Source organism: Psychrobacillus sp. PGGUH221 (assembly GCF_042055255.1).
Classification (GTDB): domain Bacteria; phylum Bacillota; class Bacilli; order Bacillales_A; family Planococcaceae; genus Psychrobacillus.
Genome location: NZ_JAQMHQ010000009.1, coordinates 24,608 through 48,216, shown reverse-complemented (window position 1 = coordinate 48,216; position 23,609 = coordinate 24,608). Strand labels below are relative to the sequence as shown.

The 23,609-nt window shown below is 35.5% G+C and carries 29 protein-coding genes and 1 riboswitch; of the genes, 20 read left to right on the top strand and 9 right to left on the bottom strand.

Translation table 11 applies throughout. The features are described from left to right. Positions 1–19: 19 nt before the first annotated feature. The 8 genes from sufB to PGC35_RS15425 all read left to right on the top strand — a co-directional run bounded on the left by sufB (position 20) and on the right by PGC35_RS15425 (position 8,725). The gene (gene sufB, locus PGC35_RS15460) at positions 20–1,417 is read left to right on the top strand and encodes a Fe-S cluster assembly protein SufB (RefSeq protein WP_053588495.1); all 1,398 of its coding nucleotides are present in this window, start codon (positions 20–22) and stop codon (positions 1,415–1,417) included. Positions 1,418–1,527: 110 nt separating this feature from the next. Beyond that, a complete protein-coding gene (locus PGC35_RS15455; RefSeq protein ID WP_375219809.1) occupies positions 1,528–2,379 on the top strand; it encodes a DUF72 domain-containing protein in 852 nt (283 codons plus the stop codon). Further along, positions 2,379–3,197, top strand: coding sequence for a sulfite exporter TauE/SafE family protein (locus PGC35_RS15450; RefSeq protein ID WP_056832767.1), 819 nt, complete (start codon positions 2,379–2,381; stop codon positions 3,195–3,197). The genes PGC35_RS15455 and PGC35_RS15450 overlap by 1 nt, the downstream gene beginning before the upstream one ends. An 18-nt stretch (positions 3,198–3,215) precedes the next feature. Continuing rightward, positions 3,216–4,580, top strand: coding sequence for a bifunctional metallophosphatase/5'-nucleotidase (locus tag PGC35_RS15445; protein WP_375219808.1), 1,365 nt, complete (start codon positions 3,216–3,218; stop codon positions 4,578–4,580). Positions 4,581–4,628: 48 nt separating this feature from the next. Then, positions 4,629–5,408 carry a sporulation protein YunB gene (yunB, locus tag PGC35_RS15440; RefSeq protein ID WP_375219807.1) on the top strand — a complete coding sequence of 260 codons (780 nt, stop codon included), beginning with the start codon at positions 4,629–4,631 and terminating at the stop codon, positions 5,406–5,408. 42 nt (positions 5,409–5,450) lie between these two features. Then, positions 5,451–5,634, top strand: a riboswitch (Lysine riboswitch). A 105-nt stretch (positions 5,635–5,739) separates the two neighbouring features. Next, a complete protein-coding gene (locus PGC35_RS15435) occupies positions 5,740–7,311 on the top strand; it encodes a Na+/H+ antiporter NhaC family protein (RefSeq protein ID WP_375219806.1) in 1,572 nt (523 codons plus the stop codon). A gap of 119 nt (positions 7,312–7,430) precedes the next feature. Continuing rightward, positions 7,431–8,366 carry a lipoyl synthase gene (gene lipA, locus PGC35_RS15430; RefSeq protein WP_053588500.1) on the top strand — a complete coding sequence of 312 codons (936 nt, stop codon included), beginning with the start codon at positions 7,431–7,433 and terminating at the stop codon, positions 8,364–8,366. 14 nt (positions 8,367–8,380) lie between these two features. Beyond that, positions 8,381–8,725, top strand: a complete 345-nt coding sequence (locus tag PGC35_RS15425; RefSeq protein WP_053592054.1) for a YutD family protein — start codon at positions 8,381–8,383, stop codon at positions 8,723–8,725. Between the two features lie 20 nt (positions 8,726–8,745). On the opposite strand, the gene PGC35_RS15420 is transcribed toward PGC35_RS15425, so the two are convergent. Further along, on the bottom strand, positions 8,746–9,012 hold the full coding sequence (locus PGC35_RS15420; RefSeq protein ID WP_053588501.1) for a DUF3055 domain-containing protein: 267 nt from the start codon (positions 9,010–9,012) through the stop codon (positions 8,746–8,748). A gap of 85 nt (positions 9,013–9,097) precedes the next feature. Here PGC35_RS15420 and PGC35_RS15415 point away from each other — a divergent pair, with 85 nt between their 5' ends. After that, positions 9,098–9,559 (top strand): DUF86 domain-containing protein, encoded by a 462-nt coding sequence (locus tag PGC35_RS15415; RefSeq protein ID WP_375219805.1) that lies wholly within the window; start codon positions 9,098–9,100, stop codon positions 9,557–9,559. Next, the gene (locus tag PGC35_RS15410) at positions 9,546–10,310 is read left to right on the top strand and encodes a TIGR01457 family HAD-type hydrolase (protein ID WP_375219804.1); all 765 of its coding nucleotides are present in this window, start codon (positions 9,546–9,548) and stop codon (positions 10,308–10,310) included. The genes PGC35_RS15415 and PGC35_RS15410 overlap by 14 nt, the downstream gene beginning before the upstream one ends. A gap of 29 nt (positions 10,311–10,339) precedes the next feature. On the opposite strand, the gene PGC35_RS15405 is transcribed toward PGC35_RS15410, so the two are convergent. Beyond that, positions 10,340–10,576, bottom strand: a complete 237-nt coding sequence (locus tag PGC35_RS15405; RefSeq protein WP_053588504.1) for a YuzB family protein — start codon at positions 10,574–10,576, stop codon at positions 10,340–10,342. Positions 10,577–10,702: 126 nt separating this feature from the next. Here PGC35_RS15405 and PGC35_RS15400 point away from each other — a divergent pair, with 126 nt between their 5' ends. After that, on the top strand, positions 10,703–11,770 hold the full coding sequence (locus PGC35_RS15400) for an NAD(P)/FAD-dependent oxidoreductase (RefSeq protein WP_375219803.1): 1,068 nt from the start codon (positions 10,703–10,705) through the stop codon (positions 11,768–11,770). A gap of 124 nt (positions 11,771–11,894) precedes the next feature. Here the strand turns inward: PGC35_RS15400 and PGC35_RS15395 are convergent, their stop codons facing one another. After that, positions 11,895–12,227, bottom strand: a complete 333-nt coding sequence (locus tag PGC35_RS15395) for a YuzD family protein (protein WP_375219802.1) — start codon at positions 12,225–12,227, stop codon at positions 11,895–11,897. Between the two features lie 83 nt (positions 12,228–12,310). On the opposite strand from PGC35_RS15395, the gene PGC35_RS15390 reads away from it, so the two are divergent. Then, complete coding sequence (locus PGC35_RS15390; protein WP_053588508.1) at positions 12,311–12,544, top strand: NifU family protein; 234 nt, start codon at positions 12,311–12,313, stop codon at positions 12,542–12,544. A gap of 22 nt (positions 12,545–12,566) precedes the next feature. On the opposite strand, the gene PGC35_RS15385 is transcribed toward PGC35_RS15390, so the two are convergent. After that, complete coding sequence (locus PGC35_RS15385) at positions 12,567–13,262, bottom strand: DUF2225 domain-containing protein (protein ID WP_375219801.1); 696 nt, start codon at positions 13,260–13,262, stop codon at positions 12,567–12,569. Positions 13,263–13,443: 181 nt separating this feature from the next. Between PGC35_RS15385 and PGC35_RS15380 the strand changes: the two genes are divergently transcribed. The 6 genes from PGC35_RS15380 to PGC35_RS15355 all read left to right on the top strand — a co-directional run bounded on the left by PGC35_RS15380 (position 13,444) and on the right by PGC35_RS15355 (position 18,339). Further along, complete coding sequence (locus PGC35_RS15380) at positions 13,444–13,806, top strand: HesB/IscA family protein (protein ID WP_375219800.1); 363 nt, start codon at positions 13,444–13,446, stop codon at positions 13,804–13,806. A 308-nt stretch (positions 13,807–14,114) separates the two neighbouring features. Then, positions 14,115–15,452: a hypothetical protein gene (locus tag PGC35_RS15375; RefSeq protein ID WP_375219799.1), complete on the top strand. Its 1,338-nt coding sequence runs from the start codon at positions 14,115–14,117 to the stop codon at positions 15,450–15,452. A 460-nt stretch (positions 15,453–15,912) separates the two neighbouring features. Then, positions 15,913–17,124 (top strand): NAD(P)/FAD-dependent oxidoreductase, encoded by a 1,212-nt coding sequence (locus PGC35_RS15370; protein WP_375219798.1) that lies wholly within the window; start codon positions 15,913–15,915, stop codon positions 17,122–17,124. A gap of 72 nt (positions 17,125–17,196) precedes the next feature. Next, positions 17,197–17,688, top strand: coding sequence for an NUDIX domain-containing protein (locus tag PGC35_RS15365; protein ID WP_053588512.1), 492 nt, complete (start codon positions 17,197–17,199; stop codon positions 17,686–17,688). Positions 17,689–17,789: 101 nt separating this feature from the next. Beyond that, positions 17,790–17,915 (top strand): YuiA family protein, encoded by a 126-nt coding sequence (locus PGC35_RS15360; protein ID WP_172794406.1) that lies wholly within the window; start codon positions 17,790–17,792, stop codon positions 17,913–17,915. 97 nt (positions 17,916–18,012) lie between these two features. After that, positions 18,013–18,339, top strand: a complete 327-nt coding sequence (locus PGC35_RS15355) for a YuiB family protein (RefSeq protein WP_375219797.1) — start codon at positions 18,013–18,015, stop codon at positions 18,337–18,339. A 287-nt stretch (positions 18,340–18,626) separates the two neighbouring features. Here PGC35_RS15355 and PGC35_RS15350 read toward each other — a convergent pair whose 3' ends face one another. After that, positions 18,627–19,103, bottom strand: coding sequence for a divergent PAP2 family protein (locus PGC35_RS15350; RefSeq protein WP_053588514.1), 477 nt, complete (start codon positions 19,101–19,103; stop codon positions 18,627–18,629). A 121-nt stretch (positions 19,104–19,224) separates the two neighbouring features. Between PGC35_RS15350 and PGC35_RS15345 the strand changes: the two genes are divergently transcribed. Together PGC35_RS15345 and PGC35_RS15340 are read left to right on the top strand one after the other, a co-directional pair. After that, positions 19,225–20,727, top strand: coding sequence for a leucyl aminopeptidase (locus PGC35_RS15345; protein ID WP_056832783.1), 1,503 nt, complete (start codon positions 19,225–19,227; stop codon positions 20,725–20,727). A 59-nt stretch (positions 20,728–20,786) separates the two neighbouring features. Then, a complete protein-coding gene (locus tag PGC35_RS15340; RefSeq protein ID WP_053588516.1) occupies positions 20,787–20,993 on the top strand; it encodes a hypothetical protein in 207 nt (68 codons plus the stop codon). 58 nt (positions 20,994–21,051) lie between these two features. Here PGC35_RS15340 and mnhG read toward each other — a convergent pair whose 3' ends face one another. From mnhG to PGC35_RS15320, 4 genes are read right to left on the bottom strand one after another with little or no spacing between them, the layout of a single operon-like run. After that, complete coding sequence (mnhG, locus tag PGC35_RS15335) at positions 21,052–21,411, bottom strand: monovalent cation/H(+) antiporter subunit G (protein WP_275782896.1); 360 nt, start codon at positions 21,409–21,411, stop codon at positions 21,052–21,054. After that, positions 21,395–21,676 carry a Na(+)/H(+) antiporter subunit F1 gene (locus PGC35_RS15330; protein ID WP_375219796.1) on the bottom strand — a complete coding sequence of 94 codons (282 nt, stop codon included), beginning with the start codon at positions 21,674–21,676 and terminating at the stop codon, positions 21,395–21,397. The genes mnhG and PGC35_RS15330 overlap by 17 nt, the downstream gene beginning before the upstream one ends. Beyond that, positions 21,673–22,152: a Na+/H+ antiporter subunit E gene (locus tag PGC35_RS15325; RefSeq protein ID WP_053588519.1), complete on the bottom strand. Its 480-nt coding sequence runs from the start codon at positions 22,150–22,152 to the stop codon at positions 21,673–21,675. Before PGC35_RS15325 ends, PGC35_RS15330 begins: the two co-directional genes overlap by 4 nt. Beyond that, positions 22,152–23,585, bottom strand: a complete 1,434-nt coding sequence (locus PGC35_RS15320; protein ID WP_375219795.1) for a Na+/H+ antiporter subunit D — start codon at positions 23,583–23,585, stop codon at positions 22,152–22,154. Before PGC35_RS15320 ends, PGC35_RS15325 begins: the two co-directional genes overlap by 1 nt. Between the last annotated feature and the right edge of the window lie 24 nt (positions 23,586–23,609).

The following is a 23,609-nucleotide window of genomic DNA, read 5'->3' as shown; positions in this document are numbered from 1 at the left end:
GGAGAACGGAGGAAATACGATGGCAAAACAAATGCCTGAAATTGGTGATTACAAATATGGTTTCCACGATAAAGACGTATCCATTTTCCGTTCAAAACGTGGTTTAACGAAGGATATTGTAGAAGAAATATCTCGTATGAAAAATGAACCACAATGGATGTTAGATTATCGTTTGAAAGCGTTAGAAATCTTTTATTCTAAACCAATGCCTCAATGGGGTGGAGATTTAGGATCTTTAAACTTCGATGAAATTACTTACTATGTAAAACCATCCGAAGCAACTCAAAAATCATGGGATGAAGTACCAGAGGAAATCAAAGCAACATTTGATAAACTTGGTATTCCAGAAGCAGAACAAAAGTACCTTGCAGGTGTTTCTGCACAGTATGAATCAGAGGTTGTTTACCATAACATGAAGGAAGAGCTAGAGGATTTAGGTATTGTATTTAAAGATACGGACTCTGCTCTACGTGAAAATGAGGACATCTTTAAAAAATATTGGGGTACAGTTATTCCTTCAACAGACAACAAATTCTCTGCACTGAACTCTGCAGTTTGGTCAGGTGGTTCATTTATTTATGTACCACCAGGCGTTAAAGTGGATACCCCTCTACAAGCATACTTCCGTATTAACTCTGAAAATATGGGACAATTCGAACGTACGCTTATCATTGTAGATGAAGGTGCATCTGTTCATTACGTAGAAGGATGTACAGCTCCTGTTTATACAACAAACTCACTTCATAGTGCGGTTGTTGAAATTATTATCAAAAAAGATGCTTATTGCCGTTATACAACAATCCAAAACTGGGCAAACAACGTTTACAACTTAGTTACTAAACGTGCAGTTTGTGAAGCTAACGCTACAATGGAATGGATTGATGGAAATATCGGTTCTAAGTTAACAATGAAATACCCAGCTGTTATCCTAAAAGGAGAAGGCGCACGTGGTTTGACTCTTTCTATTGCAATTGCTGGTAAAGGTCAACACCAAGACGCTGGTGCTAAAATGCTACACTTGGCTCCGAATACCTCTTCTACAATTGTTTCAAAATCTATTTCGAAACAAGGCGGGAAAGTAACGTATCGTGGACAAGTTCATTTTGGTCGCAAAGCAACTGGTGCTCGTTCTAACATTGAATGTGATACATTGATCATGGATAACCAATCTACTTCAGATACAATTCCATACAATGAAATCCTGAATGATAATATTTCTCTTGAACATGAAGCGAAAGTTTCGAAAGTTTCTGAAGAGCAATTATTTTACTTGATGAGTCGTGGATTAAGTGAAGAAGAAGCAACAGAAATGATCGTAATGGGCTTCATCGAACCATTTACAAAAGAACTTCCAATGGAATATGCGGTTGAGATGAACCGTTTAATCAAGTTCGAAATGGAAGGTTCTATCGGTTAATACCTACAGTTTAATAAAGGCAGCAGGGTTGAGTAAAATGAACCTCTGCTGTCTTTTTTAATTTAGCTCTAACATGTAGTTAATGATATGATAAATAGTGGGGTGAATGGATGATAAAAATTGGTTTGACAGGATGGGGAGATCACACAGATTTATATGTATCTTCTCCGAAAGAAAAATTACAAGATTATAGTGCCCATTTTCCAGTAGTTGAATTGGATTCATCTTTTTATGCAATACCTTCTTATAGGAACGTTGAAAAGTGGATAAAGGAAACTCCAAATAGCTTTCAATTTATCGTTAAGGCATATCAAGGTATTACAGGTCATCTTAGAGGGGAATCTCCTTTTGATTCACTAGAGGATATGTTTGATCGTTATCGGGAATCCATTCAACCTTTCAAGGAAAGTGGGAAGCTTTCTATGGTTTTAGTTCAATTCCCTCCATGGTTTCAATGTAAAAAAGAAAATGTTGATTATTTATATAAAGTGAGAGCAGAGCTAAAAGATTTTGAGGTAGCAATCGAATTTCGAAATCAATCGTGGTATACGCATGCTATTAAAGATCAGACTATTCAGTTTCTAAAAGATAACCATTTTCATCATACGATCTGTGATGAGCCACAAGTAGGGGAAGGGTGTGTCCCTTTAATTCCAATTTCCACTTCAGAAAAAGTACTTGTGAGACTCCATGGGAGAAATACATATGGATGGATAAATCCAGGGGATAGTGAAAAATGGCGAGAAGTACGTTATTTATATGATTATAATAAAGAAGAACTTTTTGACATTCAAAAGATTTGCGAGGAATTACATACTAACACAAAAGAAGTAGTGGTATTATTTAATAATAATTCTGGTGGGCATGCAGCAAAAAATGCGAAAACCTTTCAACAGATGCTTGGAATAGAATTTGAAGGTTTAGCTCCAAAACAATTAGATTTATTTGATGGAGGGATATAATGGAGTGGATTATACTAGTTTTAGCTGGTCTTTTCTCCGGAATAGTTGGAGCATTAGTAGGTTTAGGTGGCGGAGTAATTTTAGTGCCAGCTGTATTATTTTTTGGAACGACGCTTGCTTTAATACCTAATATCACACCTCAAAGTGTGGTTGGCCTATCTGTGATTATGATGATTTTCACTGGTCTATCGTCTACACTTTCTTACATGAAAACGAAGACGGTTGATTTTAAAAGCGGATTCATATTTTTTATAGGAAGTATTCCAGGGACGATTTTAGGAGCATGGGTAAATAAAGGGTTAGATTTACCATCCTTTAATTTATATTTTGGTATTTTACTTATTATTCTATCAACCCTTCTGCTTGTAAGAGATCGATTAAAACCAGTTAAGTGGTTTGTCGAAAATGGTAGCAAAAAGACATTCACAGATGATAAAGATACATATGTTTATGGATATCCAATTTGGTTTGCCATCCTGTTAACATTTGGTGTAGGATTCGCATCTGGATTATTTGGAATTGGTGGAGGGTCTATCATTGTTCCTGCTATGATCCTTTTATTTTTATTTCCACCACATGTGGCAGTGGCTACGTCTATGTTTATGGTATTTTTATCTTCCATCATCAATTCTATAACGCATATCTCCCTGGGGAATGTGCCGTGGCTTTATACGATACCAGTTATTCCTGCAGCTTATATTGGCGCGAAATTGGGTGCCAGATTAAATAAAAAACTTAATTCGGATACGCTTGTCGTTGCTCTGCGAATTATTTTGCTATTATTAGGAGTTCGATCCATTATAGCTGGTCTTATGTAAAATCAAAAAGGTGGGTTTATGTTGAGAGAAACTATTCATATTTATCATACAAATGATTTGCATAGTCATTTAGAAAACTGGCCGACTATACATCAGTTTCTCTCCGATAGACAAAAAATGCATGAAGGACATGATTCATATCTCATTTTAGATATTGGTGACCATATTGATCGATCTAATATCTTTACTGAAGGTACTTTGGGAAGAGGAAATGTAGATTTACTAAATGAAGCTGGTTATGATTATGTCACCATTGGAAATAATGAAGGTATTACTCTTAGTCATGAAGAATTAGACAGTATGTATGCTGATGCAAATTTTGAAGTGGTTGTTTCGAACTTTACAGATCAAAATGGCATCATTCCATCATGGATACTCCCATATAAAATTCATAAAACTGCCTCTGGAATTCATATTGGAGTTGTAGCTGCTACAGCAGACTTTGGGATTTATTATGAAAAGTTAGGTTGGCATATTCAGCAGCCGATCAATCGACTAAAAGAAGTTTGTGAAGAAATACGGCATAAAGTAGATATCATTCTATGTATGTCACACCTTGGTATGTCCCAAGACGAAATAATTACAGAGGAAATACCGCAAATTGATGTAATTTTTGGCGCTCACACACATCATTTTTTTGATGAGGGGAAAATGCTGAATGGTACACTGCAGGCCGCTGCTGGCAAGTATGGAGCCTTTGTAGGGAAAGTTACAATAGAATTTGACCATAACCTTAGGGAAGTTAGTTCTAAAAAAGCTGTTCTATATCCAATAGAAACGCTGCAAATCCCTGAGAATAATGCGGAACAATTAGAAACTTGGGAGCATATAGGAAAAAGCAAACTAGCTTACCCACTTTTTGCGAATCAAACATTATTAAAGAAAGATTGGTTCCATTCATCAAGTATGTCTGATTTCTTTGCTAATGCATTACTAGCTTTTACAGGAGCTGATTGTGCCATGTTCCCAGCAGGCATTTTCTTAACCGATTTACAAAAAGGGATTGTTACTGCTGGTGATTTGCATAGACTTCTTCCTCATCCCATTAATCCATGTGTTGTAAGTTTAACTGGAGCAGAATTGATGGAAACCGTTGAGTTATCCAAAAATGAAAAGTGGCCCCTTCTTGAAGTAAAAGGTTTAGGATTCAGAGGGAAATATTTGGGTGCAATGCAATTTAACCAGCTATACGAGGATGAAGAAGGCGATGTATACGTAAAAGGAGAACTCGTTAAACTTGAAAAAACCTATTATCTTGCAACACTAGATATGTTCACGTTTGGCTATTTCTTTCCAGCCTTTAAATTTGCGACGAAGCAGTATTTTATGCCTGAATTCATACGGGACGTGTTAAAGTGGTACGCCCAAAAAAATGAAATATAGTCATTTAAAATCCTCCAGTTACATATAAATAACTAGGGGGATTTTTTTTTGTTGTTCTATCGTAAAAAGAAAAGAATCAAGTTTTTAAATATGCAGCGTAAATTAGCCATTTTTCTAGCTTGCTTTATCCTTTCTGTAGCGGGTTTGTTTTATTGGATCAATGCTCGCTTAACTCCAACTTATCTGCAATATGCAGAGGTACAGACGAACAAAATTGCTTCCATGGTGATAAGTAAAGCGATTAATACTAGAATTGCTAATGTGTTAGATGTAAATGACATTATTGAGCATGTTCCATCCGAAAGTGCTAATAATATGGTGACGACAAAATTTAACACGGAAATAATTAATCGAGTTTTGTCTGATACCCAAAGTTTAGTGCAATCTCATTTAGAGCAAGCGGAAAAGGGTAATCTATCAAGTTTACCTTATTTAGATGATATTGAGTATGATAAACAAACAATGGAAGATCAAGGTGGGGTCGTATTTTTTGTACCAATGGGGCAGGCAGCTAATATACCCCTAATCGGAAACTTAGGTCCAAAGATTCCCATTCGATTTCATGTGATTGGAAACGTTCAATCAACCGTTGAACAAAGTATTGATGAGTTTGGAATAAACAATGCCTTTGTAGAGATAAGTATTCTATTAAAAGTAAACGTCCAAATAATTGTTCCACTTGCCAGTAAAATGAGTACGGTCGAACAAAGGATTCCGGTCGCAATGGGTTTAATTCAAGGTCAGGTTCCACAAATTTATACAAAAGGGGAAGGTGGAAACGCTCCTTCTGTCGAAGTACCAATAAATCCATTACCAAAACAAGAATGATTGCAAGAGCTTACTTTTGATGTTAAAGTAATAGATGCAAAATGAATAGGTAGAGGCTGCATTGCTTAATAGTACTATACGTGAGGATGACAACGTAGATCGTTTAGGAAAGGAAGCAGTGCCGAAACTAAATGTTCTTGTCCTATAACATTTAGTTGGGGTTATTTTAAAGAGGAATAACACTGCCATTTATATGGAATCATATAAATGGTGAGCTACAGAGTATGAATGAAAGTGTAATCTTGAATTCTATAGTAGAGGCCAGCCATTCTTTTTGGTTGGCCTTTTTGTTTACTGTTCTGTGCCTCCGCCTGAAAAGGAGGAAACTATTTTGGAAAGTACTATATTTTCTTTACTACCACCATTATTAGCAATCATTATGGTTCTTGTAACGAAAAGAGTTTTATTATCACTCGGAGTTGGTATTGTATCTGCCTCTCTTTTAGTAGAAGGCTTTGACCCGGTAGATTCTTTACTTTTGCTATGGGAATCATTTAAAGTATCTTTTTGGGATGAAGGTTTAAACACATCTAATATTTACATTTTATTATTTATCTTATTTTTAGGTATTATTACTGCTTTAGTTGGTTTGTCTGGTGGAAGCACAGCTTTTGCGGCTTGGGCTGTTAAACGAATCAAAACTAGAAGAGGCTCCAAATTACTGACAGCTTTTCTAGGAATAATTATCTTTGTAGATGACTATTTTAATGCCTTAGCAGTTGGCCAAATTGCTAGACCTATCACTGATAGTCATCGCGTTTCGCGAGCAAAATTAGCTTATTTTATTGATTCTACATCTGCCCCAGTGTGTGTAATAGCGCCCGTCTCAAGTTGGGGAGCATTTTTAATAAGCCAATTGGGTGTTATTTTTGCAACTCATGCGGTTACTTCCTATACACCTCTTGAAGCTTTTATGTTAATGGCTCCTATGAACTTTTATGTTATCGCTACCCTTGCCATCGTTTTCTTTATGGCGTGGACTGACTTTGATTTAATGCCAATGAGAAAGCATGAAAAGATTGCAAAAGAAACAGGGAAGTTATTCGACACAAGTAAACCTAATCCAGGTGAGCTACAAGGTAATTTTCCAGAAAACAAATATGGAGAAGTTAAGGACTTGTTATTACCAATAATTACATTAATAGTAATAACTCTATTATCTATGTTTTGGACAGGTTATCAAAACTCAAATCAAGAACTCAATATATTTGTAGTTTTTGAAAATACGGATGTTCCTATTTCTTTATTTATTAGTGGACTATTAGCTACAATACTCGCTGTATTATTATACTTACGTCAGCTAAAATATAATCCAACAGCAAAGATTAATTTTATTTGGAAAGCTTTAGTTACTGGAATAAGTTCCATGTTACCAGCAATATTCATCTTAATATTTGCATGGTCATTATCATTTTTAATCGAAACTATTGGAACTGGCCAATATTTAGCCAACTTAGTTGCTGAAAACAATATACCGGTTGGAGTAATTCCAGTCTTACTATTTGTCCTAACAGCGATCATGGCTTTTGCAACAGGTTCATCATGGGGTTCTTTCGGAATATTACTCCCTATCGGTGCTAGCATTATCATGGCAATAGAACCCGAGCTATTGCTTCCTGTATTGTCTGCAGTTTTAGCAGGAGCAGTTTTTGGTGATCATTGTTCACCAATCTCTGATACAACAATAATGTCAGCAACAGGGGCTGGTGTAAATGTTATAGATCATGTCATGACACAATTGCCATATGCCATAACTAGCGCAGTAATAGCTGCTTTCGGTTATTTAATATTAGGTTTAACTGGATCTGTTATTATAGGATTCGTATCGGTTGTATTGATCCTAAACATGTTGTTTTTAGTGTGGAATTTTAAATCAAAAAAAGAAGACTTTAAACAGGGCTAAAACTAGCTCTGTTTTTTTATAATCATGCGTTAAACTAGGAATGAGAAGGTTGTTTGAATTAAAATAATATGTTACATTGACAACAGTGTAGTTAGTTTAAAGAATGGGGTCGATATGAAGTGACATCGTGTAAACCAACGAAATCAGAGCATCAACGTAAACCAGATTGGTTAAAGATAAAGTTAAATACAAATGAGGACTATAAAGGTCTTAAAAAGTTAATGCGTGAAAATAATTTACATACAGTTTGTGAAGAAGCAAGATGCCCAAATATTCATGAATGTTGGGGATCACGGAGAACAGCTACTTTTATGATTCTTGGAGCAGTTTGTACTCGTGCTTGCCGTTTTTGTGCAGTTAAAACAGGTCTTCCAAATGAGCTAGATTTAGCAGAACCTGAACGTGTAGCAGATTCGGTAGTTATTATGAACTTAAAGCATGTTGTTGTTACAGCTGTTGCCCGTGATGACTTAAAAGATGGTGGTTCAGAAGTTTTTGCAGAAACTATTCGTGCGATTCGTCGGAAAAATCCATTTACAACTATTGAAGTGTTACCTTCTGATATGGGTGGGATTGAGCAAAACATTCGTAATATTATGGATGCGAAACCAGATATTTTAAACCATAATATTGAAACGGTACGCCGCTTAACTCCAAGAGTTCGTGCAAGAGCAAAATATGACCGTTCACTTGAACTGTTGCGACGCGCTAAAGAAATGCAACCGAATATACCTACGAAGTCTTCTTTAATGTTAGGATTAGGAGAAACACATGAAGAGATTTTAGAAGTTATGGATGACCTACGTGCAAATAACGTAGACATTATGACAATCGGTCAATACTTGCAACCAACGAAAAAACATTTACCAGTACAAAAGTATTATTCACCAGCTGAATTTGGTGAACTTCGCAAAATAGCAATGAGTAAAGGATTCTCTCACTGTGAAGCTGGTCCACTTGTAAGAAGTAGTTATCATGCGGATGAGCAAGTAAATGCTGCAGCAAAACAAAGACAAGCACAAGGTGAGGAACTACTAGCTACTCAAAATAGCTAATGGATGGTGATCAAATGATTATTGCAGAAGGATATACGTATGAAGTCATAGAAGATTACCGAGAAGCTTTTAAGGAAGAAGCTTTTTTAGAAAGATATAGTGAAATATTGTCCAAATATGACTTTATAATGGGTGACTGGGGCTATGGTCAGCTTCGTTTAAAGGGCTTTTTTGAAGATCGAAACCATAAAGCTACATTTGATACAAAAATAAGTACAATGAAAGACTATTTATATGAGTATTGTAACTTTGGTTGTGCCTATTTTTTAGTAAAGAAAACTGGTGTGGCACCTAAAGTAGTACCGGTTGTTGAAACAGTTGAACAGATACAAGAAAACCTTGAGCAAGATCATCAATGATGATCTTGACTCAAGGTTTTTTAGTTGAGTAATTCACTCAAGTAATCTCTTAATTCTTTAGCTTCTTCTTCTGTTCTATTAAACACGTGTTCTAGATATCCTGGTTCTTCCAAATCGTCTGGTCCAAGTATTGCAGCTCTTCCGTATTGGATATCCATCACAAGAACTTTACCAAAAAAACGAGAGCTTTGTAGGACAGCCAAGTCATAGCGTTGTGATTCGCCTGTGAATCCTACAAATCTTGTTTTAGTATCTTCCACGTCATCATATAAGAAAAACCGTTCCATCTTGTGACACTCCTTCCTACCTCTCAATTATGGTACTATAGAATAGAAGACAATATCAACTGAACAAAAACTAGGAGGCATTTCGATGTATTTTGTGGATCGAAAAAAAATCGCAACTACTTTAACTCACATGAAAACTTTACTTGATTTATTGGAAACTAAAACAGATTGGAACAATGACCAAATCTCAAAATTAGCTCTTGAACGTGTAGGTCATAATATTATTGAGTCTATTATTGATGTGGGCAATTCAATGATCGATGGGTTCATTATGCGAGACCCAGGTGGTTATGATGATATTATTGATATTTTGACGGATGAAAAAGTTATAACAGCAGAAATGGATGCTCCTTTAAAAGAGGTTATCGAATTTAGAAAAGTACTTGTCCGTGATTTTCACTCAGTCAATGATGCACAATTATATAAAGTTCTCTTATCTAATATTTCTTATTTGAAAGAATTTCCAGTGAAAGTAGAAAACTACTTAGTGAATGAACTTGGCCCAGTTTCTGCATTTTTACCGGAGGATTCCAATGTCCAATTATAAGGCATACTGTTTAGATTTAGATGGCACAGTTTATAGAGGAGAAACCCCGATTAAAGAGGCAGTTGAATTCATTCACTATTTACAAGGAAAAGATATTGAACCTTTTTTTGTGACGAATAACTCATCCATGACTCAAAAACAATTACAGCAAAAGCTTGCAAAGATGGATATTCACACGGAAACGGATCATATTGTCTCTTCATCAATTGCTGCTGCTAATTATATAGAAGAACATTTTCCTGGAAAATCTGTTTTTATGATAGGAGAAAGTGGCTTACAAGATGCACTAGAGTCTAAACAAATTATGCGAACAGATGATTTAGCAGAAGTTGTTGTGATGGGAATCGATCGACAAATCAATTACGAGAAGTTTGCAATTGCTTGTCTTTCAGTTCGTGCAGGAGCTGCTTTCTTATCAACGAATAGTGATCACGCATTTCCTAGCGAAAGAGGTTTTCTTCCTGGGAATGGTGCTTTTACTAAATTGGTGGAATACTCCACTGGAGTGGATGCTTTGTTTATGGGAAAACCACAGCCATTTATGCTAGAGTATATCCAAAAACAATTTGGGTATAAAAAAGAAGAAATGGTTATGATAGGTGACAATTATCTTACAGATGTTTTAACAGGCATTAATATGGGTATTCATACAGTGCATGTAAATAGTGGTGTAAACAGTACGGAAGAAGTACGACAAAAAATTGCTCAACCAACGTATTTTTTAGAATCATTATGTGAATGGATAATATAAAAAAAGACTGCGATATTGCTCGCAGTCTTTTAAAATAAAGGATTTTCCTCAATGTATTTATATATGTTTGTAACTAGTTCACTTGGAGTGTCTGCTTCGACAACGTCGCCGTTGACAATAGCGAAAAAAGTTTCAGAGCACAATGAGCAATAGCTTAAACAACCATACTCTAATACATCTAAATTCGGATCTTGTTCTAAAATATCATAAGCTTCTTGTGAACCATTTGCAAGGTTGCTTATGCAAAATTCAACCATTGGATTCATAGCTGTCACCTCACTACTTCGTCATGCTACTCTTTTTTTATTCATTCGTCAATGTAGAAGTCTTATTGTGAAATCCATCACAATCATTTATAATTTGAAGTGACATTTAGAGATGAGGGATATAATATGCGAAAGTTAGTATTGTTAGGTGGAGGATATGGTAATATGCGTATTTTACTTCGTTTATTGCCAAATAACTTACCAGATGATGTAGAAATCACATTAATTGACCGAACGCCATTTCATAGTTTAAAGACTGAGTTTTATGCGTTAGCAGCTGGTACAGCTTCTGATCATGAAATTCGAGTAGCATTTCCGGAAAGCGGAAAGTTAACGATAAAGTATGGAGAAGTTATAGAAATTGATGTAGATAGTAAACAAGTTTTATTAGAAGATGGGCAAGCTGTCGGATACGACGATCTAGTTATAGGTCTAGGGTGTGAAGATAAGTATCATAGTGTACCTGGTGCAGATGAATTTACTTATAGCATTCAGACAATCGGGCGTTCTCGTGACACATACAACAAACTAGGTGGACTTCCTTCAGGTTCAGTAGTTGGGATTGTTGGTGCGGGACTTAGCGGTATTGAACTTGCAAGTGAACTTCGTGAAAGTCGTCCAGATTTGAGGATCAAACTTTTTGATCGTAGTGAACGTGTATTAAGAGATTTTCCGGAACGATTAAGTAAATATGTAAAAAAATGGTTTGACACTAACGATGTAGAAGTTGTAAGCAACTCGAATATTACAAAGGTAGAGCCAAATAAATTATACAATCATCAAGAAGTTATTCCTGTAGACGTTGTAGTATGGACTGCAGGAATTCAACCTGCTGCACCGGTGCGTGCATTACCAGGCGAAAAAGACAAATCGGGTCGTGTCATTTTAACACAGTACCATGATTTACCAAGCTACGAAAATGTATTTGTCGTAGGGGACTGTGCATCACTTCCTTTTGCACCAAGTGCGCAACTTGCGGAAGAACAAGCAGAACAGATTGTAAAAGTATTGCAAGCACGTTGGAAGGGACAAGCTCTTCCAGAGAACATGCCTGAAATTAAGCTTAAAGGCTTTATGGGCTCTCTTGGTAAAAAACAGGGATTTGCTTACTTAGCAGATATTTCTGTAACAGGTCGTATCGCAAGACTAATGAAATCAGGATTGCTTTGGATGTATAAGCGACACAATGGATAATAGCTTTTCGAAACCTCTGCTACAAGAGAATATTTGAACTTTAAAAAGCTTCGAAGCGTTGGTAGTATCAACACTTCGAAGCTTAAAAATTTATGAGTTGTTGAATCGATCTATAAATCTATTGCTATTCTTTTTCACTAACATAGCCATACTTCTCAAGGGCTGCATATACTGGTTTTAATTGAATATATCCTTCCCCAATGACTTCTTCATTGAGCATAACAAGAGGGTAGAAAAATTCGTCATCAGCAATTCTATTTGCAATGGTTTGATGTTTTTCATTCTCAATTGGCTTTTCAATATCGATATAAGTGAATGTTACTTGGTGATTTGGAAATTTTCTATCGATTGCAGCTTGTAGCCATTCGTATGTATCCTTAGAGGATGGTGCATTTACGCAACTTGCACAAACTATATCTGCACCGAAGATTTCTATGTTAATTGCTTGAGTTGTCATATGAACAGTTCTCCTTCGAATTCTTTATTGGATTTTTTTCTTACTTCACATTATAATGATTATAGCGAAAGGAGTCGATAGATATGACAGATACAATAAATGAACAAGTACAAGAAGTTTTAGATAAATTACGCCCATTTTTACTTCGTGATGGGGGAGACTGTGAGCTTGTAGACGTTGAAGACGGTATTGTTAAACTACGCCTTTTAGGAGCTTGCGGAAGCTGCCCAAGTTCAACGATTACATTAAAAGCAGGTATTGAACGTGCACTATTGGAAGAAGTACCAGGTGTAGTAGAAGTAGAACAAGTATTTTAATAAGACATGTTAAAAAGAAGCCTTACTTCAAGGCTTCTTTTTCTTTGTTCTCACGTATTTCTTGCCAACGTTCTTTTGCCATTTCAATTACTTTTGGTTCGATAGATGTACTTTGCTTTTCAATCACTTTTGAAAAATATCGTGTAGCATATTCGATATCACCAATTCTCCGAGACAATTCTGCTATTAAATAGAGCACACGTGTTTCTGACATTTGTGTACCATTATAATCATCGTTTGAATATGAATCGGCATATCGATCACGTGCTATCTTCAGGAAACGCTGCTCTTGCTCCTGATTCTGTTGAAGACGGTATAACCAAGCTGTTCTGAGTGCCAAACCTGCTATATTAATAAATTTTTCTTTTTTTAAGGTACCGCAGTGTATTCCAAGCTTATATGCCATGATTCCTTCTGTCAAAGTTCTTTCCTCTCCAAAAGAGTGGGGAACCCATTTATTAGCAACCTCTGTTTGAATAATTTCTTTTACTCCAGGGGCAAAGTATTTTGTATAATCTTCTGTAAAAGAAAAACCACAATGCTCACAAACAAAAATATTATAGAGGAGTGGATTCACTTCCTTATTTTGATAAATAGGTTGAAAGTCCGTTTCATGACTTTCTACATTAATAAATTTTGAGCGTACTTTTGTAGATTTAAATTTCTTTTTGCAGTGTAGACATTCGATATCTTTTTGATAATACGGAGTAATTTCCATGATGTTTCCTCTTTTCGCTCATGACTTAAGTAGTTCTATTATACTGCATTTATTGGCTTGTTGAATAGTTCTATTATACTTTATTTGTTTACGAAATGCGATGTAATTCTTCAAGCGGTTTTCCTTGTCTAGATAGTAAAAACATTGATATGATAGAGAATAGGAAGGAAAGGTGATTCAGATGGCAGAAGTAGTAATATTATCTGAAGCGGCAGCTTACCGCGTAAAGGAAATGATGAAGCATAACGGAGAAGAAGGATCTTTGCTTCGTATTGCAGTTAATGGTGGTGGATGTAGCGGTCTTTCTTACGGAATGGGTTTTGAAAAGGATAAAACGGAAGAAGATATAGAGCTACATCAGCATGGTATTGATATTGTTGTCTCACCAGAAGATGCTTCTATCTTAAATGGTACTTCAATAGATTATAAAGAATCACTAATGGGTGGTGGGTTTACCATCGAAAACCCGAACGCTATCGCATCTTGTGGATGTGGTTCGTCGTTTAGAACTGCTAAAAAAGAAGGAACACCAGAGAGTTGCTAACTCGTTAAGTGTTCGGACAATTGGACGGCATGCTAAGGTATTTACTTTTCGTAGTTGTTAGTCGAATACCGCGATTAATTGAATATCAGCGCTTTTATGAACGCTACTTTACGTATTTAACGATACGGGAGGTGGCGTTTTTTCATGGAAAGAAAAATTGTTGATTCAAGACTAAAAGAATTTATACCATGTTAAATAATAGTCTACCTTTTAGAGAAAAATATTATTTAGTGTACTCATAGTCCTCCTGAATAAATGTTTGGTATAATTAGTTAAAATTAACAAACAATTTTTTTAGGAGGCTATTAATGTCACAAATAGAACAACTACATTCTCACATATTACACTCAAATACTTTGCCAACATGTTTAGAAACACTTTCTAAGATAGAAGATAACGATGAAGTATTTCGTTCTCTCACTGAGTATGGCACGCTGACTTATAGCAGATTATATGGAGTACTTAATCAATTAAAATTACGTATTGACTCTATTGATCCAAACTATTTTAGATTGTCAGTACTTAATCAAATCAATAGTGATGTTAATCAAATCAATTCCTATCTTCAAAACCCAACTACTCATCTTTTGACTGATTCCTCATTAAATAATATAAACACCCATTTGGATAATATTTTAGCTTATTTAATCCAAATACCTCAGATATCTGACCAAAAGGAATTTGAGGGAATAAGAGAAAATGTTACTTCATTTAGACGTTCTGTAGCACGCCATAAGGTTATTTTGGAAGAAGAGCGCCAACAAATTATCGAAAAAAACGAAGAAATTAAAAGAGAATTTGAAGAACTAAACGCCTCATTTGAAGCATTAAATAACAAATTTAATACTGCATATAATGAACTGGAAGAAAAATTTTCAAATTTACATACACGTTTTCTAGAGACAGAAGAGGAACGGGATAATCAATTTACTCAAAAAATGGAAGAATTTCAAGAGTCCACTGATGCTTATTTTACAGAAAGAGAAGAACAATGGGAGGAATTGCTTGACAAAAATAAGGATGTTTTTGATAAAACAATTGAGGAATTAAATACTGTGCATGAGTCTTTTCTAACTGAAATACAAGGAAAACAAGAGAGATATGACGAGATTTTAATAGAACATAAGAAATCTGTCGAAAGTATAGTAGGTATTATATCTACAAACACAATCTCTGGTCATTTTAAAGAAGTTGCTGATAGAAAATATAAACTAACTACTATTTGGCAATGGATGACGGGTGGTGGATTTGCAGCAACGATTGGTTTTGGTGTTTATGCCTTTATATTTAGTTATGATTTAGACTGGCCGTCATTAGTTGCTAGATTTATCGTTACAACAGCCTTGGGATCGTTTACTGCATATGCTGCTCGTCAAGTAACTAAAAATGAAGCCCAGGAAAAATATAATCGTCAAATGGAAGTTGAGCTTAAAACACTTAACCCATATATTGCTTCATTCTCTGAGGAAGATCAAATTAAATTGAAAGAGCAATTTTTCCCTCATATTTTTGGTCGAGCTGAAGTAAATAAAACATCGAATGATAGTGATGCAAGTACTTCCAGTCACTCACTTAATCCGCAACAGATTGAAAATATTAATTATGTTATTGAAACATTAAAAAATGTAACTGGTGGACAAAAATGAAGTTGATTTAGAATGCGTCATTATAAAAGACAAAGCGAACCGTTTATAGTTTTATTTGGAGAAAGTACCTGGAGAAAGTTAAGGCTGTACTACTTATTTGACTTTAAACGCTTGTTTTGTTCACGATAACACAGAGATACAGTATACAAACTTTACGGTTACTTTCGGGAACAAAAATTTTTAGATTACAATTAATAAGAACTCCGAGGTTAATAAAAAACCATCGGAGGTTTTCTTTATAAATCGTACATTTACAGGAGAAAATGCTCTTTTTTAAATGTTAATTTTCAGTAAATTCTCAAATTTACAATAAGGTAACAATGTATTGAAATAGTGTGCTAAAAGGTCTAATATAGGAATTAAGAGTTTTTTTGTCGTAAACTAGACAAAATTAAAGAATTTCTTGATGTATAATCAGAAGTATCTTATAAAAAATATATTAAAGGTGGTTGCGATCTTCGTGAAAAGACCAACAATTCTAGTATTAGGTGCAGGTTATGGTGGATTATCTACTGTAGTTAACCTTCAGAAATTAGTAGGTACAGATGAAGCAGATATTATACTTGTAAATAAAAATGATTACCATTATGAGTCAACATGGTTACATGAAGCGTCTGCTGGTACTCTTCGTCCAGATCAAGTTCGTTATGATGTAAAAGATGTAATCAACTCAAGCAAAGTAAACTTTGTAAAAGCTACAGTTGATGGTATTGACGTTAATTCAAAAAAAGTTACAACTAGTGCTGGTGAGTATACATATGATTACTTAGTAATCGGTTTAGGCTTTGAAGGAGAAACTTTCGGAATTCCTGGCTTAGATAAGTATGCTCTTTCCATTGCCAATGTAAATGCTGCTCGCCAAATTCGTGATCACATTGAATATCAGTTTGCTACATGGTCAACAGAAGAAGTGCATGATGATACACGCTTAACGATTGTTGTAGGTGGAGCTGGATTCTCTGGTATTGAATTTTTAGGTGAATTAGGAAATCGTATTCCTGAACTTTGTAAAGAATATGATGTACCAAAAGAAAAAGTCCGCGTAATTTGTGTTGAAGCTGCTCCAATGGTACTTCCAGGATTTGATCCTGAATTAGTAGAATATGCAGTAAGACAATTAGAGGCAAAAGGAATTGAATTCTCTATCGGTACACCAGTCGTAGAAGCAACTCCTGAAGGCGTTAAGATTAAAAAAGGCGAAGAAGAATTTGAATTCATCAAAGCTGGTACTGTTGTATGGGCTGCTGGAGTTCGAGGAAATCGCTTAATCGAATCATCAGGAATTGAAAACATGCGCGCACGCGTAAAAGTAGAGAAAGATATGCGTGCTCCTGGTTTCCCAGATGTATTTATAGTTGGGGACTGTGCTCTTCTTATCAATGAAGAGATTAACCGTCCATACCCACCAACAGCACAAATTGCAATGCAACAAGCTGTTACTATTGCGAAAAATATCGTTTCCCTTATCAAAGGGAATGATACAGAAGTGTTCGTTCCAGCTCTTAAAGGAACAGTATGTTCACTTGGTGAGCACGACGCAATTGGTGATGTAATGGGTAGAAAACTAACTGGTACAAAAGCTTCTATTATGAAAAAAGTAATTGATAACCGCGCACTATACATGATCGGTGGAATTCCACTTGTAATGAAAAAAGGTAAATTTACTTTATAATATCATTTGATTTCGATGAGCTCTCACTGTATGTATAATTACAGTGAGAGCTTTTTTAAAGGAGATTTTTTTATGGCAAGAGAGGATAGAGGAAATATTTGGTTGGGTGTTGCAGGTATAGTAGTTAATGATAAAGGGGAATGGTTAGTTGTAAAGAAAAGATATGGAGGTCTTCATGGTCGATGGTCTTTTCCTGCGGGTTTTGTAAACAAAGATGAAACTGTAGATGAAGCTGTTCGAAGAGAGGTGAAAGAAGAAACTGGTGTAGATTGTACTGTTCGGAAGATGGTTGGCTTTAGAAGTGGTGTTATTCATCATAAAATAAGCGATAATATGGCCATTTTTTTATTAATACCGAATGAGAAAGAACCGATTTTACAGGCTCAGCTTTCTGAACTATATGAAGTAAAGTGGATTCATCCAAATGAATTAGTAGTAGATAAAGACGCCTCCGTCATGATTCATGAGCTAGCATCAAAGAAAGTAGAAGATGGGTTTAATACCATTGAAGGGATTAATCCTGGAGATGTATTTGGTTATAGTAGCTACAAGCTATTTTTTTAGTAGCTATTGTCCAAAAAAATATTTGTTTTTATTTACAACATATTAGTTATATGGTATATTATCTGAATATTAAGAATAGATAATGTTAGGAGGCGATTCAAATGAAGAAATTTAAAAAAGAAGGAAATTCCAACCATTGTCCATACTGTAAGGGAGAAGGCTATTTTCAATTGAGACTAGGTGGATCTGAAACCTGTGGGCGTTGTAATGGATCGGGAAAAAAATGAATGAGAATTATGACAAATGAGTGAATACGCAGAAGTACATTGAATACTAGCCTCCGTTAAGGTAAACTATTTAGAGATACTACGGAGGTAATAGATTATGCAAGATTTTATGCTAGTACAAATGATACTCTCGGTTCTTATATTTTTTGTCATGTTTTTCGGAATCGCCTTTTTAGTAAACATGCTATTACGAATGACTTGGTTTGTGGCATTTTTATATCCACTTGTTGTTGTATTCATTATTGATGAAGTAGGATTTTTTGATTACTTTACAAAAGCAAGAGAAGCGTTTTCTGCGTTGGGAAATAAAATAATCTCACTCCATACAGCAGATATTATTATTTTATCTAGTGGTTTAGCGGGAGCAATTGCTGCAGGTTTTGTTATTAAATATCTTCGAAAAAATGGATATCAAATGTTTTAATTGGAGGATGACCTGTAAAATAGGTCATCCTTTTATATTTCGCTTAGAATTCTGTATCTTTCATATTTAATAGACCCTGTGGAGACTCATGAGTAGCGAATGGCAGCTCAGAATATCCGTGTTTTTCAAGATCAAATATTAATGCTGTACTCTTCTACATCTTCATATATCTACAATGAAGATTAAAGTAACCACAAATAAAAAACCACTATCGTTTCCAACGATAGTGGTTGCTTTTTGCTCTTCTTGTGTAGAACTTGATTACGTTTATAAATATCCATCTTTAATTATTCAAAGGTGTTGTAAATGACAATCGAGATCAATATACCAGTAAGTGCACCCATGAAAACTTCCATTGGTTTGTGTCCTAAAAGGGTTTTTAATTCGATTATTTTCTCTTCATTCTTCTTATTTGCCCATCCCTTTGTTTGCTCAACAAATAACTGGAAATCCACTCTCATTTGATTGATCATTATTGCTTGTTGTCCTGCTTGAAAACGAACGCCAGTTGCATCAAACATAACGATAACAGCAAATACTGTGGAGACTGCAAATATTGGAGAATCTAGCCCCGTTTCATAAGCAATTGCAGTGCAAAGGGAAGTTACAGCAGCTGAGTGAGAACTAGGCATTCCACCGGTAGAAGTAAATAACTTCCAATCTATTTTCTTTGTTATTAAAAAATGTATTGGAATTTTAACAAATTGAGCAAAGAAAATGGAAAAAAGTGCAGCCAATAATGGAGTGTTCTGGAGGATTGCCAAAGTAGACACCGCCTTTCTTCTAAACATTAAGTAAGACTAGTATAACACATTCAAACAATTCGAAAAATGTAAGTACTTCCTATATAATAAAAATGTATCCGAATTATTAGGAGGAAAAATAATGATTATTAGTACGAACGCTGTTTTATTTGAGGAAGTTCAATCAGAAACCTTAGTAGTAGCAGTTTCCAAGAATGTAGAAAATATAAGCAATTGGAGCGACTTTTTAGAGAGCTTCGGCTCACATATTACGGACTGGATCAAAAGTGGAGACATATCTTCTGAGCTTAAAAAAGTTGTAAAAGTACCTGTTGCAGGCAAAGACGGTGTCAAAAGAATTCTATTTGTTGGAATTGGAGATCGTAAGCAGCTAACTCAAGACAAACTTCGTCAAGTATTTGGACTTGTTGGTAAGGAGCTTTTATCGAGTAAGCCAGAATCATTAGCAATTTGGATACCTTCTTTCGCAAATGAATCGATTTTAGATGCGGATATTGCTTACTTGGCAGCAGAGGGAATTGGAATGGGTTCTTTTACATTTGAAGGATATAAAACAACCTCAAATGTACCAGATTATTATTTACCAGCTATTGAGCTTTTAACGCAGGAAGAGTCGGATGAAGTTGTATCATACTTTGAAATCGGTTCTATTTATGCGGATGCTGTTAATGAGGCGAGAATATTAGTAAATACTCCTGGTAATGTTCTTACTTCTACGCAGTTAGGCGAATATGCAAGAGAACTTGGCAATACATATGACTTTGAAACAGAGATCTTAGGTAAAAAAGAAATAGAAGAACTTGGTATGGGTGCACTTCTCGCAGTCAACCAAGGTTCTGTCGAAGAGCCTCGATTAATTGTATTGAAATATCAAGCTACTGAAGAATGGGAAGATGTAGTTGCTTTAGTAGGTAAGGGAATTACATTTGATACTGGTGGTTATTCGATAAAAACAAAAACAGGTATTGTTGGAATGAAAGGCGACATGGGTGGTGCTGCTGCAGTACTAGGAGCTATGCAAATAATAGGAGAGCTTCGTCCAAATAAGAACGTTATTGCTGTTATTGCTTCTACAGATAATATGATTTCTGGCAATGCGTTCAAACCAGATGATGTGATCACGTCCATGAGTGGTAAAACAATTGAAATTTTAAATACAGATGCTGAAGGTCGATTAGTTTTAGCAGATGCAGTAACCTATGCAAAACAACAAGGTGCAAATTATATTGTAGATGTGGCGACATTAACAGGCGGAGTAATTACAGCACTTGGGTACGATAAGACAGGTGCACTTACAAATGATGAAGCGTTTTTTGAAACGTTTATGGAATCCTCTATTGAAACAGGTGAATTTACATGGAGATTACCATTAACTGAAAATGATAAAAAACGAATTCGTAAGAGCGATGTAGCAGACTTAAATAATTCACCAGGTGGAGATGGCCATATGATTTTTGGTGGTGGATTTGTAGGAGAGTTTGTAGAGGATACACCATGGATTCATTTAGATATCGCTGGTACTTCCGATACAAAGTCTGCACATGATCTAGGTCCAAAAGGTGGGACTGGTGTAATGGTTCGTACACTTGCTACATTAATTGAGAGAATGGCGGAGGAAGAATAGGCAAAGCACTCAGCCAGGAAAACCCCAAACGCATACACTGAGATGAAAGGAGGAGCAGCATGGTAAGATTTCATCGAGGTGGTTTTGGGGGTCCATTTTTTGGTGGCTTTGGAGGTCCATTACTAGGAGGCTTTTTTGGAGGACTACTCGGTTCTTCGCTAGGTTATGGTTTTGGGGGGTATAGACAGCCTTATTATCCATATCCTTACTATCCATATCCATATTCATATCCGTATTATCCATATCCTTATTATGGTGGTTATTAATAAAAAAATAAGCTTTTGCAAACGCAAGTATTGCGTATTGCAAAAGCTTTTCTTATTTCTATTGATTTTCTCTTCTTTTCTTTACTACTTCTGCAAGATCATCACGTACAGATTTATCCCATAATTTTATCCCGGATAAATAAGCTGCTCTACCCATCATATGACCACCAACAGGACCTGTTATGAAAAGAAAGACTATTCCAAGTAGTATACGGGAGTTAAAATGACCTTCATTGAGCCAAAAGTGAAAGAACACACCAAGTAGAATGCTCATAACCCCTAGTGTCGCACTCTTAGAAGCCGCATGAGCACGTGAATAGGTGTCGGGAAGCCGTATTAAACCTATAGCAGTAACTAGTATAAAGATTGTTCCGAAAGATATGGTAGCGATAATTAAAATATTAGCTATTACGGTCACGTTGAATGATTACTCCCTTCTCCGTGAATTTTGAAAAAGCAACTGTACCTATGAATGAAAGGATTGCTAAGAGTAATATAACCTCTAAAAAAAAGCCAGTATCAAAAAGAATGGAAATAAGCCCTATCAATGAAATCAATCCAACTCCAATTGCATCTAATGCGATTACACGGTCTGGTGTAGTCGGCCCTTTCACTAGGCGATATAAAAAGCCTAAAAGCGATAGACTTATCAAGACAACAATAATCCATAGAAAGGTTGTCATGATCTGCTCACCTCCAATATTGCTTTTTCAAACGTATTTTGTATTGATTGGATTGCTTCATCTATATCCTCAAAGTCAAGTGAGTGAATATATAAGGTTTTATTGTCATCCGAAATATCAATTACAATTGTTCCTGGTGTTAGTGTAATGAGACTCGATAATAGTGTTATTTCCCAATCCTTTTCAAGAACAGTGGGCATCGCAAAGATTGCAGGTCGTATAGGCATCTTTGGTTTAATAATTAGCATTAAAACAGAAAAGTTAGATAGCGTTAACTCTTTAAGGAATAATAGAGTAAGTTTAATAACTGCCCAAACTTTGTCTAAATAGAATCTGGTACTAAATGATTTACGAACCATAAATAACATTAGCAAACCTAAAATATATCCTACGATAAAAGTGGAAGGTTTAAATGACACAGATAAGAACATCCACGTTACTGCAATAAATACATTCAACAAAATTTGAAATGGCATTATTTCAACCCTCCAAACACAGCATCCGTATAGACGGAAGGTTCTAGTAAAACTGTTGAGGCATCTGTCATAAACGGTACAAGATATTCGGAACCAACACCATAAATTACTGTTATAGCAACTAAAGTAATCGCCGGAAACAATAATTGTCGGTATGTTTTTGGACTAATTGTATGCACTCCAACTTTATCTTCACCCCAGAAAGCATAGATAAAGATTCGAATAGCAGAAAGTAAAACAATTAAACTTGATGCAAGAATAAATATACTTTGCCAAATATATTCTCCTTCAAATCCACCTTGTACAACTAGAAGTTTGCCGACAAATCCACTTAATGGAGGGATACCTGCTAGACCAAATGCTGCTATCAAATAACTCCAGGCCAATGCTGGATAGCGCTTCATAAGACCACCCATTTTTCGTAAATCAGATGTACCTGTAATTTTAATAATAATCCCAATCAATAAAAACAAGGCACCTTTAATGAGGATGTCATGTATTAAATAAAACACGGAACCAAGCATTCCACTTTCGTTCATAATAGATGCACCAAACAAGATAACACCTACTGCAATGACAATATTATAAATAATGATTTGTTTCAAATCGAAATATGCTAGAGCTCCAACACATCCTGCAATGATCGTGATAATTGAAATGACCATGAGTAATTCATGTGTATATCCAATATCAGTTGTAAAGAACAATGTATAGGTACGCATGATAGCATATACGCCTACCTTTGTTAGTAGTGCTCCGAACAGCGCCAAGACGGGAACAGGTGGAGCAGCGTATGAACCAGGAAGCCAGAAGAATAATGGAAAGATAGCTCCTTTAATACCGAATACTATCAAAAATAATACAGCTATTACTGTTACTATTCCTGATTGTCCTATCTCCGATAGTTTTATAGAAATGTCAGCCATATTAAGTGTTCCAACTACAGAGTACAAGTAACCAACAGTAATAACAAATAACGAAGAGGAAACGATATTAACTAGTATGTACTTAAGAGATTCTCTTAACTGAACTTTTTCCCCACCTAATACGATCAAGACATAGGAGGACATAAGCAATACTTCAAAGAAAACGAACATATTGAAAATATCACCTGTTGTAAATGCACCATTCACACCTGTCAACATGAACATGATCGCTGGATAATAAAAAGCTTTTTCACGATCTACCCCAATGGAAGTGTAGCTATACCATACAACGAAAATAGCGATGAGCAGGGAAGACAGGACTAATAAAACCGATATCATATCAGAAACCATTGTGATTCCAAACGGAGGTGCCCAACTACCAAGCGTAACTGTTTGAACACCATCTGTTTTTACTTTTACTAATAGGACTATAGCTGAAGCTAGTGCCAATAAAAGTCCAATCATTACCGTAATTCGCTGTGCTTTGACTTTTTTCGGGAAAAACAACAAAATGGCTGCAAAAAGGAACGG